Origin of the sequence: Sphingopyxis sp. QXT-31, assembly GCF_001984035.1 — a bacterium.
Classification (GTDB): Bacteria; Pseudomonadota; Alphaproteobacteria; order Sphingomonadales; family Sphingomonadaceae; genus Sphingopyxis.
Genome location: NZ_CP019449.1, coordinates 922,513 through 938,598, shown reverse-complemented (window position 1 = coordinate 938,598; position 16,086 = coordinate 922,513). Strand labels below are relative to the sequence as shown.

Sequence of the window (16,086 nt, the reverse complement as noted above, 5' to 3'; positions counted from 1 at the left end):
CATGCCAGCAAATCGTTGCGGTTTCCAGACCGTCGCGCCATGCGCTTCCCCAAACGCCGTTCGCATCGAGCGAAGTCGAAATGCCCATCCGGGGCGCTTGCCTTCGCGTGTCTCGACTTCGCTCGACACGAACGGAAAGAGAGGTTCTGCGCATGCCCTTCCCCTTCGCCATCATCGGCTTCGATCTCGACGGCACTTTGCTCGACACCGCGGACGACCTGACCGCGGGGGTCAATCATGCGCTGAGCCTCGTCGGCCGCGCGCCGCTACCGGTCGCTCAGGTGCGGCCGATGATCGGGCTCGGCGGGCGGCATATGCTCGAACAGGGGCTGGTCGCGACCGGGGGCGTGCCCGAGGGCGACTTCGAGCGGCTGTTCGAGGCATTCCTGACCTATTACGAAGCGCATATCGCGGTGCACAGCCGGCCCTTTCCCGGCCTGACCGACGCGCTGGGCCAGCTCGATGCGCTGGGGGTCAAGGCCGCAGTGGTGACCAACAAGACCGAACGGCTGGCCCGCCTGCTGCTCGGCGATATCGGCCTTGCCGAACGCTTCGCGACGATCATCGGCGGCGACACGCTGGGGCGCGACAATGCGAAGCCCTCCCCCGCCCCGATCCACGAGATGATCGCGCGCTGCGGCGGTGGGCGGGCGGCGTTCGTCGGCGACAGCATCTACGACGTGACCGCGGCAAAGCGCGCGGGGGTGACGAGCATCCTCGTCGGCTTCGGCTTCCTCGCCCGGCCGGCCGAAGCGTTCGAGGCCGACCATGTGATCGGCCATTACGACGAACTGGTCCCGCTGCTCGAAAGCCTCTAGCGCGCGGCGCTCCGGCCCTTCCGCCATTTCGTCCACAAATGGCGCGCCAGCATCGGTGGCGGCATGCGCAGCCAGTGCGAGCGGATGTAGAAGGCGAGGCGCAGGAAGGGCCGCGTCTCGCGTCCCCAGTCGTCGCGCGCGAGCAGGCGGGCAAGGAACAGCCGGTCGCTAAAGCTGAGGCGGCGATAGTCGCCGTCGGCGCCGAACAGCGCTGCAGAGAGGTGCGAGGCGCGGCGTACTGCGGCGCCGAGGCCCCAAAGCTTGGCGCGATAGCTCATGTCGCCGAGCCACCCGTCGTAACCGAGCGCGCCATCGGGCGTGTCGCTGTCGCAATCGCCGCGCGTCTGGAAATCGCGCGCCAGGCAGTGGAAATCCCACAGATTGCGCAGCCCCCCGGCGAGGTCGCCGTCGGCGAAGAGGTGCGCCGCGCAGTGGATCATGCGGTCGAGGGGGTGGAGAACCTTGTACCCGTTGGGCAGCAGGATCGCGCGATCGAGCATGCTCGCGGCATCGGGGTTTGGGCGCGCGGTGGGCGGGATGATCGTATGGTGCACATCAATCATCCGGTCGCGCAATTTGTGGATCAGTGGCGGCAGCTCGTGCATATGGTCGCGGTAATAGGCGTCGTCATAGGCGTCCTGCTTGACCCACTCCCACCCCGCGCCGATCAGCGCTGCCTCGGCCGCCGGCAAGGCATCGCGCGCGACAAGGATGTCGAGGTCGCCGATCTGGCGCCCCGGCGCGCAGGGCAGGTCGGCCGCGGCATAAGCCGCGCCCTTGAGCAGCACGAAATCGACGCCCGCGCGGGCCAGCGCGCGGCGCGCCATTTCGGCTTCCCACATGGCCTGCGCGGTCGCGACGTCGGCGGCGGCGCGGGCGTCAGCTAGCAGGTGCGCGACGGATTCAGGAACGTCAGCGCCGTCGATCCGGTGCGCGAGCGTCGCGAGCAAGGCCTCGGCACGGGCGACGGCGATCACGCCGTCCCAGTCGCGGGGAGCGAGGTCGGCGGCGTCGCGGCGGCCGGCGAGCAGGTCGACGAGGGTGTGGATCGCGCTCATCGCGGCGCCTCGACGTAGAGCTGCTCGACCAGCGCCATCCCCGTCGCGCTGTCGGGATAGGCGATGGTGAAGGCGGGGGTCTCGCGCACCAGCCGGGTCAGCGCAGCAAAGCCCGCCTCGCCCAGCGCGATATAGTTGGTCGAGGCCTCGGTCAGCCGGACGAAGGCCTCGCCCTCGCCGATCCGCTCGATCGCGGGCGCGCCGCCGAATTGCGGAAAGAGCAGAAACGCGGGGCGGACGGGTTCGTGCATTGCCGCGACCGCATCGGCACGCGGAATCAGATGGCGAATATCGCCCTTCGGCGTGCCTGCGAGTAGCGGCCCGAGGCGTGCCGGCTCGACGCGGGCTTCGACCTCGGCGATCGCCTCATTCTTGAGGCTTATCGCGCGCGGGAAGGCGAGTGCGTCGCCACTGGCGGGATCGATCAGCGTGAATTCGTCGCCCATCAGCCGCCAGCCGGCCTCACCGAGCAGCGCGGCGAGCGTCGACTTGCCCGACCCCGAGGCGCCCGACATTATGATGCTGCGCCCTTCCCTCGCGACCGCGCTGGCATGAAGCAGCAAATGCCGCCGCCAGCCGAGCGCGACCTGCAGGTTCATCCCCATCTCGGCGGCGAGCAGTCCCATCGAGAGTGGCAGCGGCAGCGCATCGGGGACGATATAATCGCCGCCGATATGCACCGACGGGCGCAGCCAGCGACGCCAGGGACGGTTGGCGTAGAGCCGCACGGTGGCGTCGGCGGGACGGCCATCGTCCTGCGGATAGCCCGCGTAGAGGCGCTCGAGCGCAGCGATGGGCTGGCCCCAGTCGCTGCCGATGCGGAACTGCACCGGGCCGACTGCGATGCGGATGCTGTGCCTCACGCGGGCTCCACCAGCCCCATTGCCGCGAGTTCCTTGAGCCGCTCGCTCAGGATCGCGGCGGCATCGCCCGCGCCGTCGAGATCGAAGCTGTCGGCGAGCCGCGCCGCGAGCCCCTCGGCGTCGCACGGCCCCCCGGCGAGCGCAGCGAGGATTTCGGGCATCGGCTGGGTGACGAGATGCGTCTGTTGCGAGCGGCGGTCGAAGATCGCGGCGAGCTCGCCGAGCGGCTCGATGCGCAGCGCTCCCTCCTCCGCCGCGCGATAGGCCGGATCAGCCATAATCTTCGGCGGCGGCGGTTAGCTTGGCGAGGATCGCGAGCAGCGTCGCGCGCTCGGCAGCGGTGATATTGGTCTCCAGCCGCGCCTCGCTGGCGAGCGCGGCGGGGACGATCGCATCGTAGAGTTCGCGGCCCGTCGCGGTGAGCTCGAGATGGTGCGAGCGCCCGTCGGCCTCATGCGCCTGGCGCGCGATGAGCTGGCGGTCAGCGAGCGCCTTGGCGGCGCGATTGACCGTGACCTTGTCCATCCGCGTCGCCTCGACCAGCTCGCGCTGGGTCTTGGGCTTGCCCTCGCCGAGGATCGCCATCAGCCGCCATTCGGGGATCTTGAGCCCGAAGCGGTTCTGATATTCGGCCGCGATCCGCTCCGACAGCGCGTTCGACGCGATCGAGAGCCGATAGGGCAGGAAGTTGTCGAGGTTGAGTTTCTTGGCGGCCATCAATTCCATTCCCCACGCGCAGCCCCGGCGCGGCGAACCTAGACAGCGCGGTATCGCGGCGCAATGCCGATGCCGATAGGATTTCTGTGCCGATATGAAGACGAGGCGGCTTTGGCGCGGGAACAAGACGATCCTCCCCACTTGTGGGGAGGTGGCGGCGCGAAGCGCTGACGGAGGGGGTTGGCGTCCTTGAGCGGCGCCTCAGGCCGAGGCCCCCCTCCACCACCCGCTTCGCGGGCGGTCCCCCTCCCCGCAAGCGGGGAGGATCTTTATGTCCGCTAACGCGCCATACCCGCCGTTCCCTGACCCTAGAAAGTCGCCCGCAAGCCCACCCACAAAGTACGGGGCGTCGCGCGTTCGACGATGCCTGCCGAGGAAATCGCCGCCGGGACCAGCTCGTCGAACAGATTTTCGCCGCGCGCCTCGATCCTGATCGCATCCGAGATGCGCCAAGACAGCCCGGCGTCGAGCGTCAGTGCGTCGTCCAGCACGAGCAGGCCGAGGTCGTCCTCATTCTGCTTGCCGATGTAGCGCAGTGTCGCAAAGCCATCGAGCGGTCCGCTGCCGTTACCGCGCAAACTCAAGCTGCCGCCGTGCTTCGCGATCTGCGCGGGCTTCCGGCCGTCGAGCGCCGCGGCGGCGCCCTTCGCGTCGACCTCGGCGTCGGTGAAGGCATAAGTCGCGCGGAGCGTCGCGGGGCCGATCCGCTGTTCGGCGGCAAATTCGATGCCCTTGCTGTCGATCGCATCGAGATTCTGCCGCTGGTTGAGGTTGGGCGCGAGCGTCACATTGGCGATGGCGTTCGACAGATGGTTGGCGAACAGCGTCGCCGACAGCTTGGTGCCGCCCTGGGTCCAGTCGATCCCGACCTCGCCGCCCCACAGGCGTTCGGGTTCGAGCATCTCGTTCGCCATGGTCACCTCGGCGCCGACGCGGAAGGGGCGGTAGAGTTCGTTGAGCGTCGGGAGGCGCCAGCCGCGATAGGCCGCGGCGCGAAGCGACAGCGCGTCCGAGGTCCAGCGCAGGCCGGCGCGCCCACTGCCTTCCCAGCCCTGGCGTGCGTTGAAGTTCAGGTCGGTGATCGTCGTGCCGCCGATATTGCGTTCGAGGCGATAGCCGGCGCCCAGCCACCAATGGTCGATGCGCCCGCTCAGCGTCCAGAGCAGGCCGTTGTCGGCGTCGCCCGCGGTCCATTCCGCGAAGGCGCCGACGGTGTCGCTGCTGCCCCCCGCGATGCGGTGGCGGCCGGGGATGGTACCGCTGAAGAAAAAATCCTCCTCGGTCCGGCCCGTCGTACGGCGCCAGTCCGCGCCGACGCGCAGCGGGTTGGTTCCGCCGATCGCGGGACGCAGCTCGAAGCGCGCGCCGAGCCCGGTGGCCGGGACGCGCTGGAAGAGCGCGGGCGCGACGCTGTTCCGTCCCGCCGCGACGCTCGCGAAACCGCTCTCGAAATCGCGCACCTGAACATAGGCGAGCGCGAGCCACTGCGTCGCGCCGACCGGATCGTGGACGAAGCGCAGGCTGGCGTCGATGCCGTCGGTCTTGCTGGCGGTGAAGTCGGTGCCGCGGTCGCGGCGGTCGGCGAAGCCCCGCAGGCTTGCCTCGACGCGGCTGTCGGCGCCCGCGTCGAAGCGCAGCCGCACGCCGAGCCCGCCCTGTTCGTAAGGCGCGGGGCGGTCGACGAGGCCGCGCTGGGCTTCCGCCACCGGAATGAAACCGTCGCCGCGGCTGTAGCGGCCGTCGATGGCGACTTGTCCGCGCCCCAACTCGCCGCCAGCCGACGCAGAGAAATCCAAGCCGTCGCGGCTGCCATAAGCGGCGCTCGCCTCGACGCCGTCGGTCATGCTCGAATGGAGCCCGATCGTGCCCGCGAGCGCGCCGGGTCCGTCGGTGCCGCTGCCGCCGCCGCGCGTGACGAGAATGCCGCCGAGGTTGATCGCGTCATAGGCGCTCCACGCGACCCAGCCGCCGAAGGGGTCGGCCTGCGGCACGCCGTCGAGCGTCACCAGCGCGCGCGCCGAGGCGTTGCCGCCGAGCCCCCGCAGCGTCACGCCCTGGCTCGTCGGGTGCGCCGAGCGCCCGTCGGAGCGACGGAACTGGACGATGCCCGCTTCGTCGCGCAGGCGGTTCTCGATCCGCGCGCCGAGCCCCTGCTCGGGATAGGCGATCAGGCTGGAAGTCTGGACCGTGTCGCTGTCCGCGGGGCGGAGAACGCCGCTGCCGCGCACGACGATCTCCTCGGTCGACGGGCGCGGGAAAGTGAAGCTGCAACAGCCGCCGTCGTCTTCGGCCGCGAGCGGATCGGCCTGTACGTCCTGCGCCATCGCAGCCGCCGGCATCGCCAGCAGCGCAGCCCCCGTCAGCAGCCGGATCACGCGGGCTTGACCGCGTCCGGATGCGCCTTCTGGAACGCCTCAAGCTCCATGCACGCAGCATCGATTTCCACGAGCCGCGGATAGGCTTCGAGCGACACTTCGAAGCGCCGCGCATTGTACATCTGCGGCACCAGGCAGCAGTCGGCGATCCCCGGCGCCGCGCCGCCCAGATAAGCGCCCTCGCCTGCCATCGCTTCGAGCGCGTCGAAACCCTGTGCGATCCAGGTCGCAATCCAGCGCTCTTTGGTCTGCTCGTTGAGACCGAGATCCCTGGTCAGATATTTGAGGACGCGGAGGTTGTTGAGCGGGTGGATGTCGCTCGCGATCACCTGCGACTGCGCCAGCGCGACCGCGCGCGGCATCGGCTCGTCGGGGATCAGCCGCGGTTCGGGATAGGCGCGGTCGAGCCAGTCGATGATCGCCAGGCTCTGGATGATCGTCTCGCCATCGGCGACGAGCAAGGGCACGAAGCCCTGCGCGTTGAGCTCGAGATAGGCGTCGCTGCGCTGCTCGCCCGCGATCAGGCTGATCTCGACGCGCTCGTAATCGAGCCCCTTGAGGTTCAGCGCGATACGCACGCGAAAGCTGGCCGAAGAGCGGAAATAATCGTGGAGGACGAGGCGGGTCATGCGCGCCCTAATGCGCGTCTTTGGGCATCTCGGCAATCCATTGCCGCAGCAGCGCCGCGCCTTCCTTGTGGACCGTCGATCGCCCGACCTCGGGCATCGCGATGCCGGGGTCGGTGCTTTCGAGGCGGTAGATCATATAGCTGTGGTCGGGATCGCCGGGCGCGATCGCGAAATCCATGCCGCCGCTGCCGCGCCCCGCGGCGGTCGGGCGCTTGCCGATGCCGTAGTTGACGCCCGCGGGATCGTCGGTCCAGCGCAGGAACAGCCCGCTGTTCGACGCGCTGCCCGCGGGGTTGTGGCAATGCGCGCAATTGACGTCGAGATAGGCGCGCGCGCGGTCGGCGACGCTGCCCGATTTGGGGTCGTCCCATCGCGGCATTGTCGGCTTGAGCGCCGCCGGGTCCTCGAAATATACGCGCCAATGACCCTCATCAGCCGCCGGGTCGAGCACAAAATTGCGGACCTTCGGCCCGATAGGCACGATTTCTCCGTTGAGGCTGTGGCATTCCTTGCACTGGTTCTTGTTCGGCACCGCATAGCGGATCTCGTGCGCTTCGCCGTCGGGGCTCTTGAAACTCACCGGAACGCGCCGCCCGCCGAGCGCCAGCGTCGCATCCTCGCCGTCGGCGTCCCAAATATAAGGAAGGGCAACCCAGCCGCTCTTGCGATGAATCAGCAGGCGGGTCTCGACCGGGCGCCCCTCGTTCTCATCGGACCAGCCGAAGCTTTTGACGATGACCGTCCCGACGGGAAACGCAAGACTGCCATCAGCTGCGACGCCGACCTTGTTGGGGACGGGTATCCAGATGAACCGCCGCTTTTCGGTATAGTCGCTGAAAAGCGGCGTTCGAAGATCATAAGGCACCAGCGCTTCCACCGGTGTGCTCGTCCCCGTCTCGAACAGGTGAAATTCCGACAGCTTGGCCGGCAGCGACTCCCCGTCGATAACCGACTGCATCGGCGATGACACACGCGTTGCGGAGGCCCCGCTCGCGCAAAGCAGCGCCGCGGCCAGCGCGGCGAAAACGCGTTTCACTTGACCTTCGCCTCCATGCTTGCGGGCAGCTTGATCCCCGGCAGCGCCGCGGGCGGGGTGCCCTTCGACAGGTCGGCGGGCGACGGCTTCGCCTCGCTGCGCGGAGTTGCGACGTCGGGCAGGTTCAGCGACAGCACGCCGACCTTGTCGAGCACGACGACATTTTCGCCCGCGCCGTCCCACAAGACCGGCGGGATCGCCCCGCCGAACGCGGCAGCGATCTGCGCGCCGCCGTCGAACGCGGGGGCATAGCCCGCCTTGCCATGCGCATTGTCGCGCACGACGATCTGGCGCGGCAGCGGCTGGTATTTGGGGTCCTTATGCTCGTAGCGATAGCCGACGATCATCACATTGGCGGTGCCATTCTGGTCGAAGGCATTGTCGAACACCTCGACGTTGCGGTTCGCCATGATCAGCACCCCGGTGCCGGTCGGCACGCTCGCGACGATATTGCCCTTGGGCGCAAAGTTCGGCGTGCTGTTGTTGGCGACCGCATTATCGAACACGCGGACATTATGCCCGCCCTGCATCGGCAGGCTGGGCAGGTCGAAGACGAGGATGCCGCCGGTGTTCTTGGTCGCGATATTGTCGTGGACGTCGGCGTCGTAGCTGTTCTCGATCTCGAGCCCCGCGACATTTTCGACCGCGATCGAATCGCGCACGACGATATTCTTCGACTGGCCGACATAGATGCCCGCGTCCGACGCGCCGCGGACATAAACGCTGTCGATCAGCACGTCGCTGCTCTCGACCGGATAGATGCCATAGGCGCCGTTGGTCTCCTTCGGCCCGGCGGTCCATTCGACGCGGAGCTTGTAATAGACGATACGATCGGCGCCCTTCGACTTAATGCCGTCGCCCTTGGTGTTGAGCACCGCGAAATTGGTGAGGAAGACGTCGTCGCTGGTGACGAGCAGGCCTTCGCCGGCGCCCTGCTGGCCCGCGAAATCGAGGATCGATCCCTTTTCGTCGGTGCCCGCGCCGCGGATCGTCACGCCTGCGACGTCGAGCGACAGGCCGTCGCTGAGGGTCCAGGTGCCCGCGCCGAGTTCGACGGTATCGCCCGGCTCGGCAACGATCAGCGCTTCCTGGAGTTTCTCATTGGCGTCGGTCCCGCCCGCTTCGACCTTGATCGTCTTGGCGGCTGCGGGCGCGGCGGCCAGCAGTACGGCAACCAGCGGCAAAGCGAAATCATGGAATCGCATCAGACTCTCCCTTGTTTTTTGCCAGCATGGTGCAAGAGTGCGGCCATGCCAAGCCATGTTGCTGACATGGATGTAGCTAGGGTCAGGGTCGCAACCCCGCCCGCACCGGGGAGACTATTTTTGAAACGCTTCATCATCGCGGCCACCGCCGCGTCCATCGCCGCATCGCCGGCATCGGCGGTCGCGCCGCCATCGATCACCGGCCGCTGGGCCACCGACGACGGCAAGGCGATCGTCGACATATATGCCTGCGGCGCGAAGCTGTGCGGCAAGGTGCATAAATTGCTAATCAAGCAGCCCGCGGGCGGCCAGCGCGACGAGCGCAATCCCGACAAGGCGAAGCGCACGCGCCATGTCTCGGGCCTCCAGATCTACTGGGACCTCGCCGCCGACGGCAATGCGTGGAAGGGGCAAGGCTACAGCCCCGAAGACGGGCGCTATTACAAGGCGCAGCTGACCCCCAAGGGCAACAAGATGTCGATGAAGGGCTGCGTCAGCGTCTTCTGCAAGACGGTGACGTGGACCAAGATGGGCTAGTCTCTAATCCTCCCTGTGGCGAAGCCATGGGGAGGTGGCAGCGGCGCAGCCGCTGACGGAGGGGCCTTAGCGCGACGTTACCGCCCCTCCACCACTCGCTTCGCGAGCGGTCCCCCTCCCCATCGCTTCGCGACAGGGAGGATTAAGTTTAAGGCGCGTCCCCCAAAATCCAGTCGACCCCCGCGGCCACGTGAATGCGCGTCGTGTCGTAGACCGGCAGCACATTGGCGTCGGGATCGACCAGCATCACCAGCTCGGTGCTCGCGAGCACCAGCGCCTGCACATCCTGTTTCGCGATGTCGGTGATGAAGGTCCGCATCGTGCGGCGCGAATTTTCGGTGACCTTGCCCTGCATCAGCTCGTCGTAGATGATATTGTCGATCGCCTCGGCGCGCGCGGCGTCATAGGGCGCCAGGGTCAGGCCGTAACGCACGAGATTCTGGCGGAACCAGGGTTCGGTCATCACATTTTGCGTGCCGATCACCGCCGCGGACTTGATCCCGTCGGCCTTCAATTTCTCACCGGTCTCGTCGACGATATGGAGCAAGGGGATCGACACCGCGCCCGCGATCTCTTTCGCGATCTTGTGCATCGAATTGGCGGCGATCATCAGCGCGGTCGCGCCCGCGGCCTCGAGCCGCTGCGCCGATTCGATCAGGATCGCCTTGGCATGATCCCATTGCTCGGGCGTCGTCAGCCGCGACAGTTCGCAATAGTTGAGGCTCTCAAGTAGGATCGGCGCCGAGCAGGAGGTGCCGATGCGCTTCTGCACGCCCTTGTTGAGGTGGCGGTAATAGAGCTCGGTCGATGCCCAGCTGATGCCGCCGATCAGGCCGATTTTGCGCATTTCATCTCCAAGAATAAAAAATACCGTTCGCCCGGAGCTTGTCGAAGGGCTGTTCTTCCATTCGGTAGAGGAAAGAACGGTGCTTCGACAAGCTCAGCACGAACGGCATTTATATCGGGCCGTCGGTTTTAGTGCCCGCTGCCGCTCAGCGCTTTGACGATATCGTCGGCCATCTTCTTCGCGTCGCCGAGCAGCATCATCGTCTGATCCATATAGAAGACGTCGTTGTCGACGCCGGCATAGCCGACCCCGCCCATCGAGCGCTTCACGAACAGCACGGTCTTGGCATTGGCGACGTCGAGGATCGGCATGCCGTAGATCGGCGACGATTTGTCGGTCTTCGCGGCGGGGTTGGTCACGTCGTTCGCACCGATGACGAAGGCGACGTCGGCCTGTGCGAACTCGCCGTTGATGTCTTCGAGCTCGAAGACCTCGTCATAGGGCACATTCGCCTCGGCGAGCAGCACGTTCATATGGCCCGGCATGCGTCCCGCGACCGGGTGGATCGCATATTTGACGTTGACGCCTTCCTTCTTGAGCTGATCGCCCATTTCGCGCAGCGCGTGCTGCGCCTGCGCGACCGCCATGCCGTAGCCGGGGACGATGATTACATTCTCGGCCTGGCTCATCAGGAAGGCCGCATCCTCGGCGCTGCCGGGCTTCCACGGGCGCTGTTCCTTCGAGCCGCCCGCGCTCGCCGCGGCGTCGTCGCCGCCGAAGCCGCCCGCGATCACGCTGATGAAGCTGCGGTTCATCGCGCGGCACATGATGTACGACAGGATCGCGCCCGACGAGCCCACCAAGGCGCCGGTGATGATCATCGCGGTGTTGCCCAGCGTAAAGCCCATCGCCGCCGCGGCCCAGCCCGAATAGCTGTTCAGCATCGACACGACGACGGGCATGTCGGCGCCGCCGATGGGGATGATCAGCAGGAAGCCGATCGCGAAGCTCAGCCCCGTAATGGTCCAGAAGATCCAGGGCGACTGGTCCTGCGTGAAGTAAGCGGTGAGCCCGACGATCGCGGCGAGCGTGCCGAGGTTGATCACATGCCGCCCCGGCAGCATGATCGGCGAGCCCGACATATTGCCGTTGAGTTTCAGGAAGGCGATGACCGAGCCACTGAAGGTGATCGCGCCGATTGCGATGCCGAGGCCCATTTCGACGCGGCTGACGGTGAAGATCTGCCCCGAGGCGTCGGCGATTCCGAACGCGACCGGATTGAGATAGGCGGCCGCCGCGACGGCCACGGCGGCAAGGCCGACGAGGCTGTGGAAGGCGGCGACGAGTTGCGGCATCGCGGTCATCGCGATGCGGCGGGCCATGACGATGCCGATCACGGCGCCGATGCCGATCGCAGCGAGGATTTCGATCAGTCCGATCGTGTCGAGGGTGAACGACCAGCTATCATGTCCGTTCGAAGTGCGCGTCCCGGGAACGTGCGTCAGCAAGGTGGTCACCACCGCGATGGTCATGCCGATCATGCCGAAACGGTTGCCGCTCTGCGCGGTCGCCGGGCTCGACAGGCCGCGCAGCGCGAGGATGAACAGGATGCCCGACACCAGATAGGCGATCGCGGCCCAAGGGTTCACCGCGCCATGGCCGGTCGCGGCCGAAAGGATCGCTTGGACGTCCATCTCAGCGCTCCTTCTTCTTGTACATCGCGAGCATGCGCGAGGTCACGGCGAAGCCGCCGAAGATGTTGATGCTGGCCATCACCACCGCGGCGAGGCCGAGCCATTTCGACGTCGCCGAACCCGCGGCGGCGCTGGCGATCAGCGCGCCGACGATGATCACCGAGGAAATGGCGTTGGTCACGCTCATCAGCGGCGTGTGCAGCGCCGGGGTGACCGACCAGACGACGAAATAACCGACGAAGCACGCCAGGACGAAAATCGAGAAAATGGAAATGAAGTCCACGGCAAGCTCCCCTGCTGATTCCGCTTGGCGCACCTCTTGCCGTCCCGTTACCGGCGTGTCGACTCCTAACCGCCCAAAAGAAAGGCCCGCACCTCCCGAACGCGGGAAATGCGGGCCGATTGCGACAGAAAATGTCGCCGCGCCGGGCGAGCCGGCGCATTTCGTTACATTTTGGGAGTCAGCACCCCGTCGACGACGTGGATGACGCCGTTCGACTGGTTGACGTCGGCCTGCGTGACCGTCGCCTTGCTGCCGTCGGCACCCGCGAGCGTGATCACATTGCCCGCCATGGTCGCGGTCAGATCCTGCCCGTTCACCGTCTTGAGCATCGCCTTGCCGCCGCCATCGGTGATCTGCTTGGCGAGGTCGGCGGCGGTCAGCTTGCCGGCGACGACATGATATTTGAGCACGTCGGCGAGCACGGTCTTCTGCGCCGGGCGCATCAGGCCGTCGAGCGTGGCTTTCGGCACCTTGGCAAAGGCGTCGTCGGTCGGGGCAAAGACCGTAAACGGACCCGCGCCCTTCAGCGTGTCGACCAGACCCGCCTGCGTCACCGCCGCAACCAGCGTCTTGTGGATCGGCGAGGCGATCGCATTGTCGACGATCGTCTTGGTCGCGAACATCTCGGCGCCGCCGACGGTCGGGTTGGTCGTTGCCGCCGGGGTATCTGCGGGCATCGTCTCACCCTCGGCGACGGTCGTGGTTTCGTTCGCCGGGGGCGCGTCGCTCGTGCCGCACGCCGACAGGCCCAAGGCCGCGACGAGCGCGGCGGAGGTCAGATAATGGATTTTCATGCATCGTCTCCGATCGTTCGGGAGGATCATACCTCGCCCCGACGACGCGCGCCGCGATACATTGTTCCGCATTTTGCGACGGACCGAGTGCCGCCGATAAAAAACGGGCCCGCCGCTCCCGTTTGGAGAGGAGGCGGACCCGGGGACGCTAGATGGTAAAGGGATGATCAGTTCGCGGGCGACGCTTCCGCAGGCGTTGCAGCATCGGCAGCGGGCGCAGCCGCCGTTGTCGGCTCAGCGCTCGGAGGGGTCAGGTTGGGCATCAGGACGCCGTTCAGGACGTGAACGACGCCGTTCGACTGTGCGACGTCGGCCTGGGTGACGAAGCCCGAGCTGCCTTGCGTGCCGTCGACCTTGATATTGCCCTGTACCTCGGTGAAGGTCAGCGTCTGGCCCTCGACCGTCGTTAGCGTCGCGGTTCCGCCGCCGGCCTTGATCTTTTTGTAGAGATCGTTCGCCGTCACCTTGCCGGGAACGACATGATAGGTCAGCACCTGCGCCAGCGTTTCCTTGTTGAGCGGGTTCATCAGATAGTCGGTCATCGGCTGCGGCACCGCAGCGAAGGCCGCATCGGTCGGCGCAAAGACGGTGTAAGGACCGGCAGCACTGAGCGTATCGACCAGTCCAGCGCTCGCGAGCGCCTTGACGAGCGTCTTGTGCTCGGGCGAGTTGGTGGTGTTCTGGACGATGTTCCAGCTGCTTTTCATTGCCTCTGCAGCGGCTTCGGCCTCGGCCGATGTCGCTTCCGCCGCGCCCTCTTCGGCACGCGCATGGGCGGGCACCGTCAGCGCCGCGGCGGTCAAGGCAAAGAGAGGAAGGGCGAAAAGCTTGGCACGCAACATGGTATCAATCTCCGGTTGTGAATATCAGGGTGTCAAACCCTGAACGCATGATAACCGGATCGAGTTCCGAGAAAAGGCCGAAATTGGCCATTTTCTTGCGCATAAAAATGGGTTCGCCGGGTGCTAATCCCGTTGTGGCTCAGCGACCGATGACCAGCCGCGCCATCAGATGCTGGATTTTCTGCGGGTCGCTCTTGCGCGAAATCTTGACCTCGATCGGCGCCGCCGAGCCCGAAATCCACACCTTCATATCGGCGTCGAGGTCGAAGGTGCCCGCGCTCTCGAACGAGAAACGCGTCACCGAACGCCACGGCACGCTCTGGATATCCTTCTTCGATCCGGTCAGTCCCTGAACGTCGACGAAGATGAAGCGGAGGTTGGTGAGCAGCACCGTGTCGCGGATCGTGCGGAACGCCGCGAGCACCTGTTCGCCGTCGATCAGCCAGGCCTGAAACTCGGCCTGCGCCCCGCCCGCATCGATATCGCCTGCGCTGAAAAGTCCCATGTTTTGTCTCCGCCAAACACCGCTGCCGACTTCGCGGGCTAGAATATTATGTGCCGCTGACTGCGGGTGGTCTTAACCACAATCTCGGCCCCGCCTGTCGATTTCGTGATCTTCACAGAAACATCGCGCTCACCGGCGCGCGCCAAACTGACGCTACTCTCAAAAACAGTAGCCTCGACGGCGGACGAAAGAGCATCGAGCGAAACAGCATCACCAAAACACGAGCGTCCGTAACGCGACGCGTAGCTGACACACGTAAACAGGCCGGGTCCACCAAAACTGCGCTCGTAACGCTGACTCACATATAATGACAACAGAGGCAGGTCCGCAATCTCGCGCCCGTCGATTAAGCTGAAAGATACCGGCGTAATCGGAACATCATCTTCTTTCGCGTCGACGTCGCCAATGAATGCCCGTCCGACGTTCATGACGGCATCGAAGCTGTCGAACCGCCCATCCCTATCGCGATCGAAGAGACAGCCATGGGAAAGGCGGCCCTTCATCTGATACATCGTGCAAGCAGCGGGATAGCGGCCTTCGACGCCGATCAACGGTGCTGCTTTGGAGATCAGCACTTTTCCCTTGCGATCATGCACATCGACATCGATCGCAACGGCGGTCTTAGGGAATATCCGGCCGAGCGGAAATTCTTTACCGTCCAGTTTCAACAACGCCGATGTGCCCGCCGTAGCGTCGCCCATCGTAACCCATGTCGCCTGGTACATCGCAGACTTGCCCGGTTCGTCCGCGATAGCCGTTGCTGACAGGAATAATGTGGCCGCTGCGAGAAAAGCAGCAGCCCCACGACCTAACCCCATCACCCCAGCAGACGCTCGTGCACGACCTTGCCGCCCTGCGTCAGGCGCACGGCATTGCCGATTTCCTCGTCGAGCACGGGCTTGCCCGCTTCCTTGTCCCAGAAGGCCGAGAGGAAGTTGAAGAGGTTACGGCTGAACAAGGCGCTGGTGTCGGCGGGCATCAGCGACGGGATATTCTTCGCGCCGATCACGGTTACGCCGTGGATCTTCTTCGCCTCGCCCGCGACCGCACCCTCGACATTGCCGCCGCTCTCGGCCGCCATGTCGACGATCACGCTACCGCTGCGCATCGTCGCGAGCTGCGCATCGCTGATCAGCCGCGGGGCGGGGCGCCCTGGGATCAGCGCAGTCGTGATCACGATGTCCTGCTTGGCGATGTGCGAGGAGACCAGTTCGGCCTGCGCCTTCTGATATTCCTCGGACATTTCGGTGGCATAGCCGCCCGCGCCCTCGCCCTCGATCCCCGCGACGCTTTCGACGAAGATCGGCTTGGCGCCGAGCGACATGATCTGTTCCTTGGTGGCCGAGCGCACGTCGGTCGCGCTGACCTGTGCGCCGAGGCGGCGCGCGGTCGCGATCGCCTGGAGCCCCGCGACGCCGACGCCCATCACGAACGCCTTGGCGGCGCTGACGGTGCCCGCGGCGGTCATCATCATCGGGAAGGCGCGGCCATAGGCGTTCGCCGCCATCAGCACCGCCTTGTAGCCCGCGAGATTCGCCTGGCTGGAGAGGATGTCCATCGACTGCGCGCGCGTGATGCGCGGCATGAATTCCATCGCCAGCGCCTCGATACCGAGCTTGGCATAGTCGTCGACGCGCGTCCGTTCGCCGAAGGGGTTTAGCCCCGCGGCGAGCCAGGCGCCGTCGGCAAAACCGCTCAGCCCCTTGGGATCGGGGCCCTGGATCGCGAGGATGATGTTCGCGCCCTTCAGCACCTCGGCGCGCGATGCGACCGTGGCGCCCGCAGCGCTATAGTCGGCATCAGCGACCGACGCGGCTTCGCCCGCTCCCGATTCGACGGCAAGTTCGGCGCCCAGGCCAATGAATTTCTTCACGGTTTCCGGGGTCGCGGCGACGCGGGTCTCGCCGGGGGCGAGCTCCTTCAGGACGGCGATGCGCATGCCG

18 protein-coding genes are annotated in these 16,086 nt (G+C 66.1%); 2 read left to right on the top strand and 16 right to left on the bottom strand.

Features of this window, described 5'->3' with window-relative positions; translation table 11 throughout:
* Positions 1 to 152: 152 nt before the first annotated feature.
* Positions 153 to 818 (top strand): HAD-IA family hydrolase, encoded by a 666-nt coding sequence (locus tag BWQ93_RS04590; RefSeq protein WP_077029486.1) that lies wholly within the window; start codon positions 153 to 155, stop codon positions 816 to 818.
* On the opposite strand, the gene BWQ93_RS04585 is transcribed toward BWQ93_RS04590, so the two are convergent.
* The 8 genes from BWQ93_RS04585 to BWQ93_RS04550 all read right to left on the bottom strand — a co-directional run bounded on the left by BWQ93_RS04585 (position 815) and on the right by BWQ93_RS04550 (position 8,701).
* Entirely contained in the window at positions 815 to 1,876 is a 1,062-nt protein-coding gene (locus BWQ93_RS04585; RefSeq protein WP_077029485.1) for a nucleotidyltransferase domain-containing protein, read from the bottom strand. The two genes, BWQ93_RS04590 and BWQ93_RS04585, sit on opposite strands and share 4 nt — an antisense overlap.
* Positions 1,873 to 2,739: an HprK-related kinase A gene (locus BWQ93_RS04580; RefSeq protein WP_077029484.1), complete on the bottom strand. Its 867-nt coding sequence runs from the start codon at positions 2,737 to 2,739 to the stop codon at positions 1,873 to 1,875. The genes BWQ93_RS04585 and BWQ93_RS04580 overlap by 4 nt, the downstream gene beginning before the upstream one ends.
* On the bottom strand, positions 2,736 to 3,017 hold the full coding sequence (locus BWQ93_RS04575) for an HPr-rel-A system PqqD family peptide chaperone (RefSeq protein WP_077029483.1): 282 nt from the start codon (positions 3,015 to 3,017) through the stop codon (positions 2,736 to 2,738). Before BWQ93_RS04575 ends, BWQ93_RS04580 begins: the two co-directional genes overlap by 4 nt.
* Positions 3,010 to 3,456, bottom strand: coding sequence for a MarR family winged helix-turn-helix transcriptional regulator (locus BWQ93_RS04570; protein ID WP_058808206.1), 447 nt, complete (start codon positions 3,454 to 3,456; stop codon positions 3,010 to 3,012). Before BWQ93_RS04570 ends, BWQ93_RS04575 begins: the two co-directional genes overlap by 8 nt.
* A gap of 308 nt (positions 3,457 to 3,764) precedes the next feature.
* Positions 3,765 to 5,831: a TonB-dependent receptor gene (locus tag BWQ93_RS04565; RefSeq protein ID WP_077029482.1), complete on the bottom strand. Its 2,067-nt coding sequence runs from the start codon at positions 5,829 to 5,831 to the stop codon at positions 3,765 to 3,767.
* Positions 5,828 to 6,460 carry a maleylacetoacetate isomerase gene (gene maiA / locus BWQ93_RS04560; protein WP_077029481.1) on the bottom strand — a complete coding sequence of 211 codons (633 nt, stop codon included), beginning with the start codon at positions 6,458 to 6,460 and terminating at the stop codon, positions 5,828 to 5,830. Before maiA ends, BWQ93_RS04565 begins: the two co-directional genes overlap by 4 nt.
* 7 nt (positions 6,461 to 6,467) lie before the next feature.
* Positions 6,468 to 7,496, bottom strand: a complete 1,029-nt coding sequence (locus BWQ93_RS04555) for an SO2930 family diheme c-type cytochrome (protein WP_077029480.1) — start codon at positions 7,494 to 7,496, stop codon at positions 6,468 to 6,470.
* Positions 7,493 to 8,701 (bottom strand): parallel beta-helix domain-containing protein, encoded by a 1,209-nt coding sequence (locus BWQ93_RS04550; protein WP_077029479.1) that lies wholly within the window; start codon positions 8,699 to 8,701, stop codon positions 7,493 to 7,495. The genes BWQ93_RS04555 and BWQ93_RS04550 overlap by 4 nt, the downstream gene beginning before the upstream one ends.
* Before the next feature lie 120 nt (positions 8,702 to 8,821).
* On the opposite strand from BWQ93_RS04550, the gene BWQ93_RS04545 reads away from it, so the two are divergent.
* Positions 8,822 to 9,238 carry a DUF2147 domain-containing protein gene (locus tag BWQ93_RS04545; protein ID WP_198040469.1) on the top strand — a complete coding sequence of 139 codons (417 nt, stop codon included), beginning with the start codon at positions 8,822 to 8,824 and terminating at the stop codon, positions 9,236 to 9,238.
* A gap of 148 nt (positions 9,239 to 9,386) precedes the next feature.
* Here the strand turns inward: BWQ93_RS04545 and BWQ93_RS04540 are convergent, their stop codons facing one another.
* The 8 genes from BWQ93_RS04540 to BWQ93_RS04505 all read right to left on the bottom strand — a co-directional run bounded on the left by BWQ93_RS04540 (position 9,387) and on the right by BWQ93_RS04505 (position 16,082).
* Positions 9,387 to 10,085 carry an aspartate/glutamate racemase family protein gene (locus tag BWQ93_RS04540; protein WP_077029477.1) on the bottom strand — a complete coding sequence of 233 codons (699 nt, stop codon included), beginning with the start codon at positions 10,083 to 10,085 and terminating at the stop codon, positions 9,387 to 9,389.
* 128 nt (positions 10,086 to 10,213) lie between these two features.
* Positions 10,214 to 11,719, bottom strand: coding sequence for an NAD(P)(+) transhydrogenase (Re/Si-specific) subunit beta (locus tag BWQ93_RS04535; protein ID WP_077029476.1), 1,506 nt, complete (start codon positions 11,717 to 11,719; stop codon positions 10,214 to 10,216).
* 1 nt (position 11,720) lies between these two features.
* Positions 11,721 to 12,002, bottom strand: a complete 282-nt coding sequence (locus BWQ93_RS04530; protein WP_058808197.1) for a proton-translocating transhydrogenase family protein — start codon at positions 12,000 to 12,002, stop codon at positions 11,721 to 11,723.
* Positions 12,003 to 12,166: 164 nt separating this feature from the next.
* Entirely contained in the window at positions 12,167 to 12,796 is a 630-nt protein-coding gene (locus tag BWQ93_RS04525; RefSeq protein WP_077029475.1) for a fasciclin domain-containing protein, read from the bottom strand.
* 167 nt (positions 12,797 to 12,963) lie between these two features.
* Positions 12,964 to 13,638, bottom strand: coding sequence for a fasciclin domain-containing protein (locus BWQ93_RS04520; protein WP_077029474.1), 675 nt, complete (start codon positions 13,636 to 13,638; stop codon positions 12,964 to 12,966).
* Positions 13,639 to 13,777: 139 nt separating this feature from the next.
* Positions 13,778 to 14,143 carry a PH domain-containing protein gene (locus BWQ93_RS04515; protein ID WP_077029473.1) on the bottom strand — a complete coding sequence of 122 codons (366 nt, stop codon included), beginning with the start codon at positions 14,141 to 14,143 and terminating at the stop codon, positions 13,778 to 13,780.
* Positions 14,144 to 14,181: 38 nt separating this feature from the next.
* Positions 14,182 to 14,844, bottom strand: coding sequence for a hypothetical protein (locus BWQ93_RS04510; protein ID WP_198040468.1), 663 nt, complete (start codon positions 14,842 to 14,844; stop codon positions 14,182 to 14,184).
* 116 nt (positions 14,845 to 14,960) lie between these two features.
* Entirely contained in the window at positions 14,961 to 16,082 is a 1,122-nt protein-coding gene (locus tag BWQ93_RS04505; protein ID WP_077029471.1) for an NAD(P) transhydrogenase subunit alpha, read from the bottom strand.
* Positions 16,083 to 16,086 lie beyond the last annotated feature (4 nt).

Coding starts and splice junctions, on each gene's coding strand:
- BWQ93_RS04590 (WP_077029486.1), top strand. CDS start 153: ATGCCCTTCCCCTTCGCCATCATCGGCTTCGATCTCGACGGCACTTTG.
- BWQ93_RS04585 (WP_077029485.1), bottom strand. CDS start 1,876: ATGAGCGCGATCCACACCCTCGTCGACCTGCTCGCCGGCCGCCGCGAC.
- BWQ93_RS04575 (WP_077029483.1), bottom strand. CDS start 3,017: ATGGCTGATCCGGCCTATCGCGCGGCGGAGGAGGGAGCGCTGCGCATC.
- BWQ93_RS04570 (WP_058808206.1), bottom strand. CDS start 3,456: ATGGCCGCCAAGAAACTCAACCTCGACAACTTCCTGCCCTATCGGCTC.
- maiA (WP_077029481.1), bottom strand. CDS start 6,460: ATGACCCGCCTCGTCCTCCACGATTATTTCCGCTCTTCGGCCAGCTTT.
- BWQ93_RS04550 (WP_077029479.1), bottom strand. CDS start 8,701: ATGCGATTCCATGATTTCGCTTTGCCGCTGGTTGCCGTACTGCTGGCC.
- BWQ93_RS04540 (WP_077029477.1), bottom strand. CDS start 10,085: ATGCGCAAAATCGGCCTGATCGGCGGCATCAGCTGGGCATCGACCGAG.
- BWQ93_RS04535 (WP_077029476.1), bottom strand. CDS start 11,719: ATGGACGTCCAAGCGATCCTTTCGGCCGCGACCGGCCATGGCGCGGTG.
- BWQ93_RS04525 (WP_077029475.1), bottom strand. CDS start 12,796: ATGAAAATCCATTATCTGACCTCCGCCGCGCTCGTCGCGGCCTTGGGC.
- BWQ93_RS04520 (WP_077029474.1), bottom strand. CDS start 13,638: ATGTTGCGTGCCAAGCTTTTCGCCCTTCCTCTCTTTGCCTTGACCGCC.
- BWQ93_RS04515 (WP_077029473.1), bottom strand. CDS start 14,143: ATGGGACTTTTCAGCGCAGGCGATATCGATGCGGGCGGGGCGCAGGCC.
- BWQ93_RS04510 (WP_198040468.1), bottom strand. CDS start 14,844: ATGGGCGACGCTACGGCGGGCACATCGGCGTTGTTGAAACTGGACGGT.
- BWQ93_RS04505 (WP_077029471.1), bottom strand. CDS start 16,082: ATGCGCATCGCCGTCCTGAAGGAGCTCGCCCCCGGCGAGACCCGCGTC.